At 68.5% G+C, this 16137-nt stretch carries 16 protein-coding genes and 1 pseudogene; 5 read left to right on the forward strand and 12 right to left on the reverse strand.

The window, feature by feature from the left end:
• Position 1 precedes the first annotated feature (1 nt).
• From CJ301_RS00535 to guaA, 5 genes are all read right to left on the reverse strand, one after another.
• Positions 2-925 (reverse strand): homoserine O-succinyltransferase, encoded by a 924-nt coding sequence (locus CJ301_RS00535; RefSeq protein WP_099273151.1) that lies wholly within the window; start codon positions 923-925, stop codon positions 2-4.
• Between the two features lie 28 nt (positions 926-953).
• Positions 954-1838, reverse strand: coding sequence for an ATPase (locus CJ301_RS00540; protein ID WP_099273153.1), 885 nt, complete (start codon positions 1836-1838; stop codon positions 954-956).
• 57 nt (positions 1839-1895) lie between these two features.
• The gene (locus CJ301_RS00545; protein ID WP_099273155.1) at positions 1896-2810 is read right to left on the reverse strand and encodes a DMT family transporter; all 915 of its coding nucleotides are present in this window, start codon (positions 2808-2810) and stop codon (positions 1896-1898) included.
• A 130-nt stretch (positions 2811-2940) separates the two neighbouring features.
• Positions 2941-4065: a hypothetical protein gene (locus CJ301_RS00550; protein WP_099273157.1), complete on the reverse strand. Its 1125-nt coding sequence runs from the start codon at positions 4063-4065 to the stop codon at positions 2941-2943.
• Between the two features lie 160 nt (positions 4066-4225).
• Entirely contained in the window at positions 4226-5794 is a 1569-nt protein-coding gene (gene guaA / locus CJ301_RS00555; protein ID WP_099273159.1) for a glutamine-hydrolyzing GMP synthase, read from the reverse strand.
• Positions 5795-5965: 171 nt separating this feature from the next.
• Between guaA and CJ301_RS00560 the strand changes: the two genes are divergently transcribed.
• Positions 5966-7528 (forward strand): trimethylamine methyltransferase family protein, encoded by a 1563-nt coding sequence (locus CJ301_RS00560; protein WP_099273161.1) that lies wholly within the window; start codon positions 5966-5968, stop codon positions 7526-7528.
• Here CJ301_RS00560 and CJ301_RS00565 read toward each other — a convergent pair.
• Complete coding sequence (locus CJ301_RS00565; RefSeq protein ID WP_254050019.1) at positions 7521-7808, reverse strand: DUF6477 family protein; 288 nt, start codon at positions 7806-7808, stop codon at positions 7521-7523. The two genes, CJ301_RS00560 and CJ301_RS00565, sit on opposite strands and share 8 nt — an antisense overlap.
• Before the next feature lie 274 nt (positions 7809-8082).
• Here CJ301_RS00565 and CJ301_RS00570 point away from each other — a divergent pair.
• Positions 8083-9095, forward strand: a pseudogene (locus tag CJ301_RS00570) (DUF6456 domain-containing protein).
• Between the two features lie 60 nt (positions 9096-9155).
• Here CJ301_RS00570 and CJ301_RS00575 read toward each other — a convergent pair.
• Entirely contained in the window at positions 9156-10646 is a 1491-nt protein-coding gene (locus CJ301_RS00575; protein ID WP_099273163.1) for a catalase, read from the reverse strand.
• 105 nt (positions 10647-10751) lie between these two features.
• On the opposite strand from CJ301_RS00575, the gene CJ301_RS00580 reads away from it, so the two are divergent.
• A complete protein-coding gene (locus CJ301_RS00580) occupies positions 10752-11678 on the forward strand; it encodes a LysR substrate-binding domain-containing protein (protein WP_110522073.1) in 927 nt (308 codons plus the stop codon).
• A 4-nt stretch (positions 11679-11682) separates the two neighbouring features.
• Here CJ301_RS00580 and CJ301_RS00585 read toward each other — a convergent pair whose 3' ends face one another.
• Positions 11683-12231: a peroxiredoxin gene (locus CJ301_RS00585; RefSeq protein WP_099273165.1), complete on the reverse strand. Its 549-nt coding sequence runs from the start codon at positions 12229-12231 to the stop codon at positions 11683-11685.
• A 159-nt stretch (positions 12232-12390) separates the two neighbouring features.
• On the opposite strand from CJ301_RS00585, the gene lipA reads away from it, so the two are divergent.
• Entirely contained in the window at positions 12391-13392 is a 1002-nt protein-coding gene (gene lipA, locus CJ301_RS00590) for a lipoyl synthase (RefSeq protein WP_099273167.1), read from the forward strand.
• Positions 13393-13432: 40 nt separating this feature from the next.
• Here lipA and CJ301_RS00595 read toward each other — a convergent pair whose 3' ends face one another.
• The 3 genes from CJ301_RS00595 to CJ301_RS00605 all read right to left on the reverse strand — a co-directional run bounded on the left by CJ301_RS00595 (position 13433) and on the right by CJ301_RS00605 (position 15069).
• A complete protein-coding gene (locus CJ301_RS00595) occupies positions 13433-14323 on the reverse strand; it encodes a c-type cytochrome (RefSeq protein WP_099273169.1) in 891 nt (296 codons plus the stop codon).
• Positions 14320-14799 carry a c-type cytochrome gene (locus CJ301_RS00600; RefSeq protein ID WP_099273171.1) on the reverse strand — a complete coding sequence of 160 codons (480 nt, stop codon included), beginning with the start codon at positions 14797-14799 and terminating at the stop codon, positions 14320-14322. The genes CJ301_RS00595 and CJ301_RS00600 overlap by 4 nt, the downstream gene beginning before the upstream one ends.
• A gap of 87 nt (positions 14800-14886) precedes the next feature.
• A complete protein-coding gene (locus CJ301_RS00605) occupies positions 14887-15069 on the reverse strand; it encodes a hypothetical protein (protein ID WP_099273173.1) in 183 nt (60 codons plus the stop codon).
• Between the two features lie 122 nt (positions 15070-15191).
• Between CJ301_RS00605 and CJ301_RS00610 the strand changes: the two genes are divergently transcribed.
• Entirely contained in the window at positions 15192-15641 is a 450-nt protein-coding gene (locus CJ301_RS00610; RefSeq protein WP_099273175.1) for a type II toxin-antitoxin system RatA family toxin, read from the forward strand.
• A gap of 15 nt (positions 15642-15656) precedes the next feature.
• Here the strand turns inward: CJ301_RS00610 and CJ301_RS00615 are convergent, their stop codons facing one another.
• Complete coding sequence (locus CJ301_RS00615) at positions 15657-16136, reverse strand: CinA family protein (RefSeq protein WP_099273177.1); 480 nt, start codon at positions 16134-16136, stop codon at positions 15657-15659.
• Between the last annotated feature and the right edge of the window lies 1 nt (position 16137).

Consider the following 16137-nt stretch of genomic DNA (forward strand, 5'->3'; position numbering starts at 1 on the left):
CCTAGCGGCCAATGTCGCTGAGATCATAGGGGGTGGTCTGGTAGATCTCGTTGATCCAGTTGCCGTAGAGCAGATGCGCATGGCTGCGCCAGCGGTTCGAGGGCGGCTTCGAAGGATCGTCACCGGGGTAGTAATTCGCCGGGACGGCGATGTCGTTGCCCGCCGCCACGTCGCGGTCGTATTCTTCCTTCAGCGTGTGGCTGTCATATTCGAAGTGGTTGAAGATGTAGAGCGTGCGCTTGGCGGGCTCCTCCACGAGGCAGGGGCCGACCTCGTCCGAGGCCAGAAGCGTCACCAGTTCGGGCCGCGCGTCGATCTCGTCCTGCCGGATCTCGGTCCAGCGGCTGACCGGCACGGTGCAATCATCCGAAAAGCCGCGCAGATAGGCGCTGTCGGGCTTGAGGTTGCGATGCCTGAAGCAGCCGAAAGCCTTTCGGTCGAGCAGGTGCTTGGCCACGCCGTGCCGGTGCGCGATCAGCGCCATGCCGCCCCAGCAGACGCCGAAGGTCGAATGGGCATGGGTCTCGGCCCAGTCGAAGACGCGGCGCAGCTCGTCCCAATAGGTCACGGCGTCGAAATCGAGATGCTCGACCGGCGCGCCGGTGATGAGAAAGCCGTCGAATTTCTGCCCCGAGGCCTCGATCTCGGAAAACGGGTGGTAGAACGCCTCCATATGCTCGGGCGTGGTGTTGCGCGCCTCGTGCTCGGACATGCGGATGAGCGTCAGCTCGATCTGCAGCGGCGTCGCGCCGATCAGCCGGGCGAACTGCGTCTCGGTCTGGATCTTCTTGGGCATCAGGTTCAGCAGGCCGATCTTCAAGGGCCGGATGTCCTGCCGCGCCGCCTGATCCTCCGACATCACCATCACGCCCTCGCGCGTCAGCACGGAATAGGCGGGGAGGGCTTCGGGGATCTTGATGGGCATGGTGCAACCTTCTGATGGAAGGGGTGATCTATGCTTCGCGGCGGCGCTTGCCAAGACGGGCGTCGAGCGCCTCGGCCACCACCGCGTCGAATGCCTCGGCCGAGGACAGGTCGGCCAGCGCCTCGGCCGGGATGGAAAGGCCCCAGCGCTCGGCCATCCTGGCATAGCGCGGCTGCCGATGCGCCAGCGCCTTGGCATAGGTCCAGCGGATGAAGCTGTCGGGATCGACGCGGGCCTCCGAGAGGCCGGTCTCGGCGAGGTAGTCGCGCCAGCAGCGCATCAGGAAATCGGGGCTGTAAGCCATCGGCTTGGGCGCGCGGTCGAAGCGGCGCACCAGCTCGGCGGTATGCGCCTCCGAGCCCTCGATCCAGATCATCAGCATCTGGCGCGACAGAAGGGTCATCAGCGGATCGTTCGGGTCGTCGGGGTCGACCCATTCGCAGATCGAGCCGCCGGTGTCGCAGACGAAATGCGGATAGCCGTAGAGCGCGAGGCTGCGCTCGATGAACCACGGCGTGTCCTCGAGGGCGGCGATCTCGGCCCGGCGAAACTGCTCCTGCCTCTGGCGATAGGTCTCGAAGGGCAGGCCGCCCTTCTCGGCGCAGCCGGGCTTGCCGAGATAGGTCGAGACGGGGGCAAGGTTGTCGAAGCTGATGTTCGAGCCGATGTAGATCGAATCCGACAGCAGCAGGTCGCGCAGGAACGGCACCTTCATCGCCTCGCGCTTGGCGTTGTCGGCAATGAGCTCGCCCATATGGCGGGTGCCGATGCGGTAGTCGATCGAGTAGTGGAACCAGTCGCCCGAGCGGCGCAGCAGGTTCGACACATGGGTCTTGCCCAAGCCCGACATGCCGAAGAACAGGACGCGTTTGCGCGGGGCGGACAGCCAGTCCGAGGCGGAGGAATGGATCATGCGCGCATGGGTAGCGGGCGCGCGGGGCACGGTCCAGACGGAACTTGGAGCATCCGCTCAGAACCGTGGCGCGGGCGACGCCCCACGCGCCCGCCTGCGCCGCAACAGCCGCCCGTCGAGCACGACGAGCCCGCAAGCGAGCAGTGCAAAGCCCGCATAGGCCCGTGCGGGCAGCGTCTCGTCCAGCACCGCGACGCCCAGAAGGATCGCCACGGGGGCGACCATCAGCGTCACCAGAAGCACGTTGCCGCTGCCGGCGATGGCGATGACGCGGTAGTAGATGATATAGGCCAGCGCGGTCGATCCGACCGAGACATAGGCCAGCGCGCCGATGGTGGCGGGGGCGAGGTCGAGCGCGGGCGCGCCCTCGGCCAGACAGGCGAGCGGCACGATCAGCAGCGCCGCCCCGGTGGTCATCCCCGCCGCCGAGGTCAGCGGCGGCAGGGCCCCCATCTTCTTGCGCGCCCAGACGCTTGCCAGCGCATAAGAGACCGTCGCCCCGATCGCCGCGACCTGGCCCAGCGCGCCCGGATCGAAGCCCGACAGCGCCGCCGGCCCGATCACCCAGACCACGCCGGAAAAGCCCAGACCGACGCCCAACGCCTTGCGCGCCGAGAGCCGCTCATCGGCAAAGAAGATCGCGGCGAAGAGCACGCCGAAGATCGCGGTCGAGGCGTTGAGGATGGCGATGAGCCCGGTTTCGACATGCTGCTGCCCCCAGGCCAGAAGCCCGAAGGGGATGACGTTGTTGAGCGCGCCCATGACGATCAGCACCGCCCAGATCCGCAAGCCGCGCGGCAAGGGCAGGCGGCGCAGCAGCACCACGGGCCAAAGCACGGCGGCGGCCCAGACCGCGCGATGCGCCACGATCCACATCGGCCCGACCTCGTCGAGCGCCACGCGCACCGACAGGAACGAGCCGCCCCAGATCAGGGCGAGCAGGCCGAGCTGCGCCCAGGCCGCGTTGGTCATGGTTTTCTGTGCCGTCATGAGGCGCACTGTGCACGCCGCCCCGGCGGGCGCAATCCGAAACATGCGGTTTGCATGGAAATGCCGAAGGGGCCGGCGCGCGGGCCGGCCCCTCCAGGCGATCCGCGCGGGATCAGAAGCGGTAGGCCACGCTCATGCCGACCGCGAGAGCCGAGTTGTCCTCGAAACTGGCCGCGCCGCGCGGTTCGGCATCGCCCAGCATGGTATAGCGGACACCGCCCGAAACCGTCACCGCCTCCATGTTGTAGGCGCCGCCGAGGCTGACCCAGCGCTTGCCATCGGTCGGGTCGAGCGGCGAGATACGCTCGTCGCCCTCGGGCTCGAAGCCGATCGCCGCCTGGCCGGAGAACATGTCCGAGAAGCGCCGGCCGATGCCGACCTGGATCGAATAGTTGTCGTCGATGTCGGTCAGGCTGACGCCGCCCGTCTGATCCGAGAAGAACTCCGGCGAGACGCGCGTGTCCTCATAGGTGGCGTAGCGGATGTTGGCAAAGGCCAGCGTGTCGGGCGCGATGCCGGTCTGCATGTCGAGGTTCCACGCTTCGGGGGTCTGGACCTCGGTCGGCTTGCTGGGGGGCAGCGGGTTGCCCGAAAGGGTTTCGACCGTATCGAATTCATGGTCGATCGCCGAATTGTAGGTCAGCGCCACGCGCAGCGCGATCTCGGGCTTCTCGTAGGCCGCGCCGACGAGGTAACCATTGGCGCCGTCCTCCGCCAACTCGACCCGGTATCCGCTCAGACCCGCATAGCCGGCCCCGGCAAGTGTGATGTCTGCCTCCAGCCACTCGCGCCGCAAGCCGGCATGAAAGCTCACATTCTCGTTGAGCCGGTAGCGGCCGACCGCGGTGACCGCCCGGCTGTCGAGATGGGCCATGGTGCCATTGAAGACGCTGGCCGCCGCCGGGGTGGTCGGCTCACCCTCATAGGAAATATCCGCGCCGAAGGGCTGATCGATGATCAGCGCGCCGGAAAAGCCGTTGCCGAAATCCATCTTCAGGCTGGCCGCGGCATTGGTGAAATCGTCTCCGACGTCGTCGTAGCGGTCCATCGCCGGGGCATTGTCCTCGCCCGACAGATCGACAAAGACCTTGCCGAAGCTCAGCTCCGCGACGTTGCCCTCCTCGAAGATGGCCGTCACGTCCTGGTTCGATCGGTCGAGGCCGATCGCGCTTGCCCCCGTGGCCGTCAGCGCCGCTGCCAGCGCCATCGCGCTTGTCGCGCTCAAATGCAGTTTCATGTCGTCTCCCTGTCGCATGAAGCGTCCTCCGGGGGACAGGAGAGGCAGGGCGGGGCATCGTCGCAATCTGTGACGCAACGGCAGGTTGACGTGGACGTCGCAGCGTCACATCGCTGCATCAGGGCGGGCACGAAAAGGGCCCCGAAGGGCCCCTTTTGTCTCATTCCCACTCGATCGTGCCCGGCGGCTTCGAGGTCACGTCATAGGTGACGCGGTTGATGCCGCGCACCTCGTTGATGATCCGGGTCGCGGTCTCGCCAAGAAACTCGTGGCTGAACGGGTAGTAATCGGCGGTCATGCCATCGACCGAGGTAACGGCGCGCATCGCGCAGGCATAGTCATAGGTCCGCCCGTCGCCCATCACGCCGACGGTGCGCACCGGCAGGAGCGCCACGAAAGCCTGCCAGATCTCGTCATAAAGGCCGTGCTTGCGGATCTGGTCGATATAGACCGCATCGGCGCGGCGCAGGATGGCGAGCTTTTCGCGGGTGATCTCGCCGGGGCAGCGGATCGCGAGGCCCGGCCCCGGAAAGGGGTGGCGGCCGATGAAGCTGTCGGGCAGGCCCAGCTCGCGGCCAAGCGCGCGCACCTCGTCCTTGAACAGCTCGCGCAGCGGCTCGACGAGCTTCAGGCCCATCTTTTCGGGCAGGCCGCCGACATTGTGGTGGCTCTTGATCGTCACGCTCGGCCCGCCCGAGAAGCTGACGCTCTCGATCACGTCAGGGTAGAGCGTGCCCTGAGCGAGGAAGGTCGCGCCGCCGACCTCGGCCGCGTGCTTCTGGAACACGTCGATGAAGAGCCGGCCGATGGTCTTGCGCTTGACCTCGGGATCGCTCACGCCCTCCAGCGCGTCGAGGAAAAGATCCTCCTCCTGCGCGTGAATGAGCGGCATGTTGTAATGATCGCGGAACATGGTGACGACCTGCTCGGCCTCGCCCTCGCGCAACAGGCCGTGATCGACGAAGACGCAGGTGAGCTGATCGCCGATCGCCTCGTGGATCAGCACCGCGGCGACCGAGCTGTCGACGCCACCCGAAAGCCCGCAGATCACCTTCTGATCGCCGACCTGCTCGCGGATGAGGCGGATCGCCTCCTCGCGGTAGGCGCCCATGGTCCAGTCGCCGGTGAAGCCCGCGATGTGCAGGAAATTCTCGAGGAAGGTCCGGCCATTCGGGGTGTGGTGCACCTCCGGGTGGAACTGCACCGCATAGAAGCGGCGGTCGAGATCGGCGGTGATGGCGAAGGGCGCGCCCGGCGAGGTGCCGCAGACCTCGAAGCCCGGCGCGAGCTTGCTCACATGATCGCCATGGCTCATCCAGACCTGCTCGCGGCCCTCGAGGAACCAGCCGCGCAGGAGATCGGTGGCCTCGCCCTCGGGCTCGACATGGGCGCGGCCGAATTCGGCGGTGCCGTCGCCGCGCAGCACTTCGCCGCCCAGCATCTGCATCATCACCTGCTGGCCGTAGCAGATCCCGAGCACCGGCACCTCCAGCTCGAACACCCGCATCGGCGGGCGCGGGCTGCCCTCGTCGGGGACGCTGGCCGGGCCGCCCGACAGGATCACCGCCTGCGGCTCGAAGGCGTCGAGGAAGGCCTCGTCCACCACGTTGAAGGGATGAATCTCGCAATAGACGTTCAGCTCCCGCAGGCGGCGCGCGATGAGCTGCGTTACCTGTGAGCCGAAATCCACGATGAGAAGGCGCTGGTGCTGTTGGCTGTGCTCGGTCATGGCCCAGCGAATAGGCCCGGCGATGGTTTCGCGCAAGAGGCGGCGGAAGCGAAAAAGCGCGAGATGACGGCCCCCATGTCGCTTTCGCGCCTGAGGCGGCGCAATCCGGCCAAGCGGCGCGGACGCGCGGGGCTATCAGGGGGGTGAAAGACGCATCACGGAGAGCGGGCGATGACGGAAGCGGCACAGATGGCATCCGGGCGGAGCGGACGGCGCGGACGGTCGGGCGGAGGGGCCGCGCGCCGGGCGGAACGCACCGCCGTCAGCGTCGAGACCGCGCGCTTCATCACCCGCAACATTCCCGATTTCGAGGTGCTCGACGAGGCCGCCCTCGCGGTGATCGAGCGCAATGCCGAGACCGTGCTCGAAGAGATCGGCGTGGTGTTTTCCGACAACGCGCCGGCGCTGGAGCGCTGGCGGCAGGCGGGGGCGCATGTCGATGGCGAGCGGGTGCGCATTCCGCGCGGGCTGGCGCGCGAGCTGTGCGCCACCGCGCCCGCAAGCTTCACCCAGCACGCGCGCAACCCAGAGCGCAATGTCGAGATCGGCGGGCGCAACCTCGTGCTCGCCCCGGTCTACGGCCCGCCCTTCGTGCGCGACGCGGCGGGCGGGCGGCGCTATGCCACGATCGAGGATTTCCGCAGCTTCGTGAAGCTCGGCTACATGTCGAAATGGCTGCATCATTCGGGCGGCACGGTCTGCGAGCCCACGGATGTCGCGGTCAACAAGCGCCATCTCGACATGCTGCTCGCGCACATGACCTATTCCGACAAGCCCTTCATGGGCTCGGTCACCGCGCCCGAGCGGGCGCGCGACAGCGTCGAGATGTGCGAGATCCTGTTCGGCAAGGAATTCGTCGCCGAAAACACGGTGATGACCTCTCTGATCAACATCAACTCGCCGCTGACCTTCGACGGCATCATGATGGGCGCGCTCGAGGTCTATGCGAAGGCCAACCAGGCTTGCATCATCTCGCCCTTCATCGTCGGCGGCGCGATGGCGCCGGTGTCGGTCGCGGGCACGCTGACGCAGGTTCTGGCCGAGGCGCTGGCGGGCGTCGCCTATTCCCAGCTGGTGCGCCCCGGCGCGCCGGTGATCGTCGGCGCCTTCGTCACCTCGATCGACATGAACTCGGGCGCGCCGACCTTCGGCACGCCCGAGGCCGCGCTCGTCACCTATGGCATGGGCCAGCTGGCGCGGCGCATGGGGCTGCCCTACCGCTCGGCGGGCGGGTTCTGCGGCTCCAAGCTGCCCGATGCGCAGGCGGGCTACGAGAGCGCCAACAGCCTCAACATGGGGCTGATGGCGGGGGTGAACTTCATGCTGCATGCCTGCGGCTGGCTCGAAGGCGGGCTGGTGGCCTCCTTCGAGAAATTCGTGATGGATGCCGACCAGCTCGGCGCGCTGCACCAGATCGCGCGGGGGGTCGACATCTCCGAGGAGATGCAGGCGATGGACGCGATCCGCGAGGTCGGCCCCGGCGGGCATTACCTCGGCTGCGCGCATACCCAGGCCAATTTCAAGACCGCCTTCTGGCGCAGCGACCTGCTCGACTACAAGCCCTTCGAGACTTGGGAGGAAGAGGGCGGGCGCGACACGCAGGCGCTGGCCTCGGCGCGGGTGGCGAAGATGCTCGACACCTACCGCCAGCCGCCGCTCGATCCACAGATCGCGCAGCGGCTGGAGGACTACGTGGCGCAAAAGAAGGCCTCGATGCCCGACAGCTTCAGCTGAGCCGCGCGGCGCGCAGAAGCCGCGCCTCGCCCATCAGCGCCACGATCAGCTCGACATGGCGGGCCGGGCGGTAATCGCCCGAGCCCGAACGCCGCCGCGCCTCGATCTCGGCCTCGCGGTCGAGAAGCGCCGTCGCGGCGCGGGCCGGGCCGAAGCCGCCCGCGCCGATCAGCCGCGGCAGAAGCCGGGCGCGGTCATAGCCATCGATCCCGAAGCGTGCCGCCTCGACGAGCAGCGGCGGTCGTTTCAGCGCGGCGATCCTGCTCAGGGGGTCCTGCATGGGGCGTCCTTTCCCGTCTCGTGTCTGCGATCCCTCCTTTCTCTCACGGCTCCTGCCGCGTTGCGCGCGAGGCACTCGGCGCGCGCGGTGGCTTCAGTCTTGTTTGGGAATTCTCAACCAGGATGAACTGGTTCGAAGCGGCTTAACGCTTCGGTAACCGGGGCAACTGAAAGTCGATATCGTGAAGCTTGGGGATGTCAGGGAGAGCCGGGGGCTGCCGCCATGCGCCGCCATCGGGGGAAAGGTGCAACCGCGCGACGGCGTCAGGGCAGGGCTGCCCGGATGGGTGCCGCCCGCGGTGCGGCATTACATCGAGCATGTCGAGGGCGGCGCGCCGATCCGGGTGCTGGCCCGCCGTTCGGCGGTCCATGCCTCGACCGTGCTCAGACAGGTGCGCCAGCTCGAAAGCCGCCGCGACGATCCGCTGGTCGATGCCGGGCTGAAGCGGCTGTCGCAATGTTTCGGTTCCGACATCTCCGAGGAGAACGAGATGACCCATCATGACCGACATGGACCGCGCCCCGAGGCCGGCGGGGAGGAGGCCGAGGCGCTGCGCGTGTTGCGGCGCATGGCCGAGCCGGGAGCGGTGCTCGCGGTCGCCGCCGAGATGGCCGTGGCGGCGGTGATGCGCGAGGCCGAGGGCGGGGCGGCGCAGCGGCTGGCGCGGCTCGACCGCAGCCTGGCCGAAACGCTGGCGCTGCGCGGCTGGATCGCGGCGCGGGGCGGGGCGGGGCGGGGCGGGTGGCGCGCTACCGCATCACCGCCAAGGGCCGCGCGGCGCTGCGCGCGGCCATGCCCGCGCCGCCGCCCGAACCGGGATTTGCCGAGGCGCAGGCGGGCTTCGCGGCCGCGCCGCAGGGCGCGCGGGCGATCACCAATGAGGGGCCGCTGACGCTTCTGGCGCGCCGCCGCGACCGCGACGGGCGGCCCTTTCTGGCGCGCGAACTGGTGACGGCGGGCGAGCGGCTGCGCGAGGATTTCGAGCTGGCGCAGATCGGCCCGCGGGTGACGCAGGACTGGTCGCGCTACCTCACCGGGGGCTGCGAGGGCGGTCGCGGCGGCGGCGCGCCATCCGGTGCCCGGGGCAGGCTGGCGGCGGCGCTGTCGGATCTCGGCCCCGGGCTCGGCGACGTGGCGCTGCGCTGCTGCTGCTATCTCGAAGGGATGGAGGTGCTGGAGCGGCGCATGGGCTGGTCGGCGCGCTCGGGCAAGATCGTGCTGCGCATCGCGCTGGAGCGGCTCAGGCGGCATTACGACGGCATGTCGGGCGGCGACATGATCGGCTGAGACGCGAAATGGCGGCGGGTTTTCCCCCGCCGCCATTCGAGTTTCACGCGAACCGGTCGATCACTCGGCGGCGTGGCTGGTGTCGACGCTCGCATTCTCGGTCTTGGCATGGCGCAGCGCCTCGCGCACGCCGTCGCCATACGCCTGATCGACCTTGTCGAAATGCGCGAGCTGGCGATCGACGATCTCCTGCGGCACGCCCGCCATGGCGGTGGCGATGTTCGAGAAGAGGCGGCTCTTCTGGCCTTCGTCGAACATGTTGAACAGCGCGCGCGGCTGGCTGTAGTGATCGGCCTCCGCGCGGAAATCATAGCGCCCCACCTCGCCCTCGTAGCGATGCGGCGGCTCCTGCACGCTGGGGTCCTCGACCGGCCCGCCGAAGGAGTTCGGCTCGTAATAGGCGTCGGGGTTGGTGCGCAGGCCGGTCGGCATCTCGCCGTCGCGGTGGTAGTGATGCACCGGGCAACGCGGCTTGTTGACCTCGAGCGTGTCGTAATGCGTGCCGATCCGGTAGCGATGCGCGTCCGGGTAGGAAAAAAGCCGCCCTTGCAGCATCTTGTCGGGCGAAAAGCCGATGCCCGGCACGACGTTCGAGGGGTTGAAAGCCGATTGCTCGATCTCGGCGAAGTAGTTCTCGGCGTTGCGGTTCAATTCCATCTCGCCGACCTTGATCAACGGGTAGTCGCCATGCGGCCAGACCTTGGTCAGGTCGAAGGCCGACCAGCCGGTCTTCTTCTCGAACTCGATCGCCTCCATCTCGGGCATCACCTGGATGAACATGTCCCATTGCGGGAATTGTCCGTTCGCGATGGTGCCGAACAGCGCCTCCTGGTAGGTCTCGCGGCTCTTGCCGATGACCTGCACCGCCTCGTCATTGGTGAAGTGCTTGTGGCCCTGCCGGGTCTTGAAGTGGAACTTGACCCAGAACCGCTCGCCTTCGTCGTTCCACAGGCTGAAGGTGTGGGAGCCATAACCGTTCATGTGCATCGGCGTCTGCGGCAGGCCGCGATCCGACATCAGGATCGTCACCTGATGCAGGCTCTCGGGGCAGAGCGACCAGAAATCCCACATCGCGGTGGCCGAGCGCAGATTGGTGCGCGGGTGGCGCTTCTGGGTGTGGATGAAATCCGGGAACTTGTAGGGATCGGCCACGAAGAAGACGGGGGTGTTGTTGCCCACGAGGTCCCAGTTGCCTTCCTCGGTGTAGAACTTGAGCGCGAAGCCGCGCACGTCGCGCTCGGCATCCGCGGCACCCTGTTCGCCCGCCACGGTCGAGAAGCGCGCGAGCATTTCGGTCTCGGCGCCCGGCTTGAACACGGCGGCGCGGGAGTATTTCGTGATGTCTTCGGTCACCCGCAGCGTGCCATAGGCGCCCCAGCCCTTGGCGTGGACCACGCGCTCGGGGATGCGTTCGCGGTTCTGATGGGCGAGCTTTTCGATCAGCTGGTAGTCTTCGAGCAGGACGGGGCCGCGCGGGCCGACGGTCTTGGCGTTCTGGTTGTCGGCGACGGGCGCGCCTGCGGATGTCGTGAGGCGGGGGCGATCGGTCATGGCTGTCCTCCGGGGTTGGCTTCGGACAGGACTATGGCGCGCGGTGGCCAGAAGACAAAATCGGATTTTCTGGCCTTATCCATAAGCCGGGCTTATGGGTAGGGCATGACGCCATCACTCAAACAACTGCGCTACTTCGTGGCGCTGGCCGAAACCGGCGGCTTCGGGCGGGCGGCCGAGACGGTCTTCGTCACGCAGCCGGCGCTCAGCCAGCAGATCCGCGAGCTGGAGACGATCCTCGGCGTCGGCCTCGTGGAGCGGCTGCCGCGCGGGATCAGGCTGACGCGGGCGGGGCGCGAGGTGCTGGAGCGGGCGCGGCGCATCCTGTCGGAGGTCGCCGATCTGGAGCGCGCGGCGCGGCTGTCGCGCGGTCTGACGGGGCGGCTTCGGCTCGGGGTGATCCCGACCGTGGCGCCCTATCTGCTGCCCGGCGCGCTGACGCGGCTCAGGGCGCAGGATCTCACGCTCGACATCCGGGTGCGCGAGGCGCAGACCGAAGCGCTGCTCGACGATCTGGAGGCGGGGCGGGTGGATGCGGTGGTCGCGGCGCTGCCGCTGCCGGATGCGGGGCTGGCGGTGGAGCCGCTCTTCGAGGACCGTTTCGTGCTGGCGGGCACGCGGGCGCGGCTGGCGCGCTGGTCGCGCGGGGCTGGGGCGCGGCGCCCGGCCGAGCTGGCGCCCGACCAGCTCCTGCTGCTCGACGAGGGCCATTGCCTTGCCGATCAGGCGCTGGAGGTCTGCGGGCTGAGGGAGCGCGGGCGCGTCGATCTGGGCGCCTCGTCGCTGGCCACGCTGGCGGGGCTGGTGGCCGAGGGGTTCGGGCTGACATTGCTGCCCGAGATCGCGCTCAGGGCCGAGAGGGCGGCGGCGCCGGGGCTGTCGCTGATGCGCTTTGCCGGACCCGAGCCCGCGCGCAAGCTGGCGCTGCTCTACCGGGCGGGCGGCGATGACGGCTGGTCCGCGCCGCTCGCCGCGCTCTTGCGCGATGCGGGGGCCGAGCTTCTCGGCTCGGCCCGCGCGGTCTGTCCCTGAAGGATCAGGCGGCCTGCTCGCGGTTGGCCTTTTCGAGCCATTCGAGCACGCTCTCGGGCGAGGAGACGCCGTAGGGGTCCTCGGGGTGGTTGTCGCACAGGCCCGGCTCCTCGAACCACGCCTCGACGCGGCCGTCATTGATGACGGCGGCATAGCGCCACGAGCGCAACCCGAAGCCGAGATTGTCCTTGCGCACCAGCATGCCGGCGCGGCGGGTGAACTCGCCGGAGCCGTCGGGGATCACCTCGACATTCTCGAGGTTCTGGGCCTTGGCCCACTGGTTCATCACGAAGGCGTCGTTGACCGACATGCAGTAGATCGCGTCGATGCCCTGGGCGCGGAACGCCTCGATGTTCTTTTCGAAGCCGGGCAGCTGGTAGGTCGAGCAGGTCGGGGTGAAGGCACCGGGCAGCGAGAACAGCACCACGCGCTTGCCCGCGAAATAGGAGGCGGTGTCGCGCTCTTCCCAGCGGAAGGGGTTGGGGCCGTCAATGCTTTCGTCGCGCACGCGGGTGCGGAAGGTCACGTCGGGAATACGGGCGCCGGGCTGCATGGGCATGCTCCTGTCTGTCTGATCGATGGGCTCGGGGCGTCACTTAGGAAATCGGGCGCGGCTTCGCAATGCTGCGATGCGGCAGTTCGGGATTCCGCCGAAGCCGCATGGCAGGGTTGCAGCGGGCGCGGTCCGTGCGGCCCCTGCCGCGTTGCGCCCATGCGCGGCGCGGCCTATGTATCGGTCAGGCCAAGAGGAAAGGCATCCCCCGTGCGCGACCTGAAGATCCCCGGCGACCGCCACCCCGAAAAGGCGCGCCGCGCCGACAGCGCGCCGCAGCCCAAGAAGCCCGACTGGATCCGCGTCAAGGCGCCGACCTCGGAAGGCTACAAGGCGACGCGCGACATCATGCGCGAGCACAAGCTCGTCACCGTCTGCGAGGAGGCGGGCTGCCCCAATGTCGGCGAATGCTGGAGCCAGGGCCACGCCACCATGATGATCATGGGCGAGATCTGCACCCGCGGCTGCACCTTCTGCAACGTGGCGACGGGCCGACCCGACACGCTCGACGTGTTCGAGCCGGGGCGCGTGGCCGATGCGGTCAAGAAGCTCGGGCTCAACCATGTGGTGATCACGAGCGTCGACCGCGACGACGTGGATGATGGCGGGGCCGAGCATTTCGCCCAGACGATCCGCGCCATCCGCCGCCAGTCTCCCGGCACGACGATCGAGATCCTGACGCCCGATTTCCTGAAATCGAAGCCCGGCTCGCTGGAGATCGTGGTCGCCGCCAAGCCGGACGTGTTCAACCACAATCTCGAAACCGTGCCGGGCCTCTACCCGGAGGTGCGCCCCGGCGCGCGCTATTTTCACAGCCTGCGGCTGTTGCAGCGGGTCAAGGAGATCGACCCGTCGATGTTCACCAAGTCGGGCATCATGGTGGGCCTTGGCGAGGACAAGCAGGGCGTGCATCAGGTGATGGACGACATGCGCGCCGCCGATATCGATTTCCTGACCATCGGCCAGTATCTCCAGCCGACGCCGAAGCACCACGCCGTGGACCGCTTCGTCACGCCCGAGGAGTTCGCCAGCTACGAGAAGGCGGCGCGGGGCAAGGGCTTCCTGATGGTTTCGGCGACGCCGCTGACGCGGTCGTCCTACCATGCGGGCGAGGATTTCGCGCAGCTGCGCGCGGCGCGGCTGGCCCGGCTGGGCGCCTGATCCGTTTCATCTTTCTTCAAATACGCATATCCGCCGCCGGTCACTCGACCGGCGGCACCGATTTGAGATAGGCGGCGACCGCGGCGCGGTCTTCGGACGAAAGCCTGGCCATCTCCTCGACCACCAGCGCCATCTCGCCGCCCGCCGTGTCGAAATCGGGCGTGAAGCCGGTTTCCAGGTAATAGGCGATGTCCTCTTCGGACCAGTCGAGCCCGGCGGGGGTGATGTTCGGGATGCGGCCTTCGCCCGAGGGGTTGGGTGCGCCCGACAGCCAGCGCGCCTGATCGAGCCCGCCCAAGGGCCCGCGCGGCGTGTGGCATTCGCCGCAATGGGCCAGCGCCTCGGCGATGTAGCGCCCGCGCTCGGCGGGCTCCGGCAGATCGCCATCGACGACCCATTCCTCGCGCAGGTTCATCAGCTTCCACAGCCCGACCCCGCGCCGGATCGAGAATGGAAAGGGCAGGTCATGCGGCCGGTTTTCGGCCTCCGAGGGCGGCAGCTCGCGCAGATGCGCCACCAGGTCGCGCATGTCCTGCGGCTCGGCGCGGGCATAGGCGGCATAGGGCAGGGCGGGATAGTAATGCGCGCCCGAAGGCGAGACGCCGCGCATCACCGCATTCACGATCTCGGCGTCCGACCAGTCGCCCACGCCTTGTGTCGAGGGCGAGATATTGGGCGCGTAGAAGGTGCCGAAGGGCGAGGCGAAGGCGCGCCCGCCCGACAGAACCGGCGCGTCGCCGATATCGGCCTCGGGCGCCACGTGGCAGGCCGCGCAGCCCGCCGCCGCGAAGACCCGCGCGCCGCGCGCCGCATCGCCGGGCGGCCCCGCGAGCACCTCCTCGGGCAGCGGCTCGGGCGCGGTCAGCACCCAGCCCGTGCCCGCCGCCAGCAGCGCCAGCGCCGCCGCGGCCCCGAGCGCGCGGCGGATCATTCTTCGGGTTTGCGGAAGGCCTTGTGGCAATCGCCGCAGGCGCCGCCAAGGCCGCCCATCGCGCCTTGCAGCGCGGCCAGATCGGTGCCGGCGGCGTCCTGCATGACCGAAGTCGCCTCAACGAGGCTGGCCTGGTGCTCCTCGAATTCGCCCATCTTCTCCCAGATGGCGGGCAGGGCGCGGCTGTCGGCGATCTGTTCGCTCGACGAGCCCTCGACCCAGTAGACATCGCCCGCCGCGCCGACCGCATCGGCCAGACCGGCGAGAGCGCCCGCCGCGGCACCGGCGGTGGCGGCGTCATAATCCGTCTCGCCCTTGGCCATCGCGCCCAGAACGCCCAGATGCGCGCCCATCAGCTTCATGTGGCTCTCGCGCAGCTCATGCGCCTTTTGCGGCTCGAAGGCCTGGGCGGAGGCGAGGCCGGCCAGGGCGGTGAGCCCGGCGGCGGCGAGGGCAAGACGGATCGGACGGGACATGACGGCATCTCCTGCTGTGCGACTATGCGTGATCTACCCTAGCGTCAGCCGGCTCTCGGTCCAGCGGAAACACGCCGCGCGATGCGCTCAGCGCAGCCCCGCGCCGCGGCCCGTCGGCGTGACGCTCAGCGCCTCGGGCCAGCCGATGAAACGCTCAACCCCCACCAGAAGCAGGCACAGCGCCACGACGCCCGCGATGAGCGCCATGCGGCGCGGCGAGGGGGGGTGGCGGACCCAGTGGGTCAGCCGCAGCAGCCAATGGATGTTCATGTCGCACTTTCCCTGTCGGTTCGTTGCACCAGATCGGTGCGATGATCGCATGGCGCAAGCGGTCCGGGGTTGATCCCGGGCGGCGCGAGAGCGAAATGAGGCGAGACACGAAGGACCGATCCATGCCGACACATTCCGAGACCCGCACGCTGCCCTACAGCGCCCAGCAGATGTACGACCTCGTGGCCGATGTCGGCAACTATCCCAAGTTCCTGCCATGGACCGCCGCCGCGCGGGTGCGCTCGGTCACGCCCGAGGGCGATCACGAGGTGATGCTCGCCGACATGGTGATCTCCTTCAAGGTGTTCCGCGAGCGTTTCACCAGCCGGGTCACGCTCTGGCCCGGGCAGAAGAAGATCCATACCGAATATATCGACGGGCCGTTCCACCATCTCGAAAGCAATTGGAGCTTCCGCGACGTGGAGGGCGGCGCGGAGGTGCATTTCGACGTGGATTTCGAGTTCCGCAACCGGTTGTTGCAGGGCGCGGCGGGGCTGTTCTTCAACGAGGCGATGCAGCGGGTGGTGCGCGCCTTCGAGCGGCGCGCGCATGAGCTTTACGACCGGCCCTGAAGGGCCTTGCGCCGCTCAGCCATCCTGCCGGGTGATCGCGTCGATCACCGCGGCGATGGCGTGATCTCGGGCCAGGGCGCGCACCGTGTCGCGCCCGCGCGCGCCGAACTCGACAAGCTCCGTCTTGCAGCCTTGCGCCGTGGCGACGCCGAAGCAGACCCGTCCTTCGGGCTTGTATTCGGATGCGCCCGGCCCGGCGATGCCGGTGATCGAGATGGCGATGTCGGCGCCCGAGGCGGATAGCGCGCCCTGCGCCATTTCCGCCGCGACCTCGACGCTCACCGCGCCATGCGCGTCAAGCGTGGCGGGGGAGACGCCGAGCAGCGCCTGCTTGGCGGCGTTGGAGTAGGTGACGACGCCCCAGTCGAAGACGTTCGAGGCGCCCGGCGTTTCGGTGATCGCCGCGGCCAGCATGCCGCCGGTGCAGCTTTCGGCGGTGGCCACGCGCAGCCCCGCCGCGCGCGCCGCGTTCACCAGACGTGCCGTGTCGCCCATG

The organism is Limimaricola cinnabarinus, from assembly GCF_002723615.1.
Classification (GTDB): Bacteria; Pseudomonadota; Alphaproteobacteria; order Rhodobacterales; family Rhodobacteraceae; genus Limimaricola; species Limimaricola cinnabarinus_B.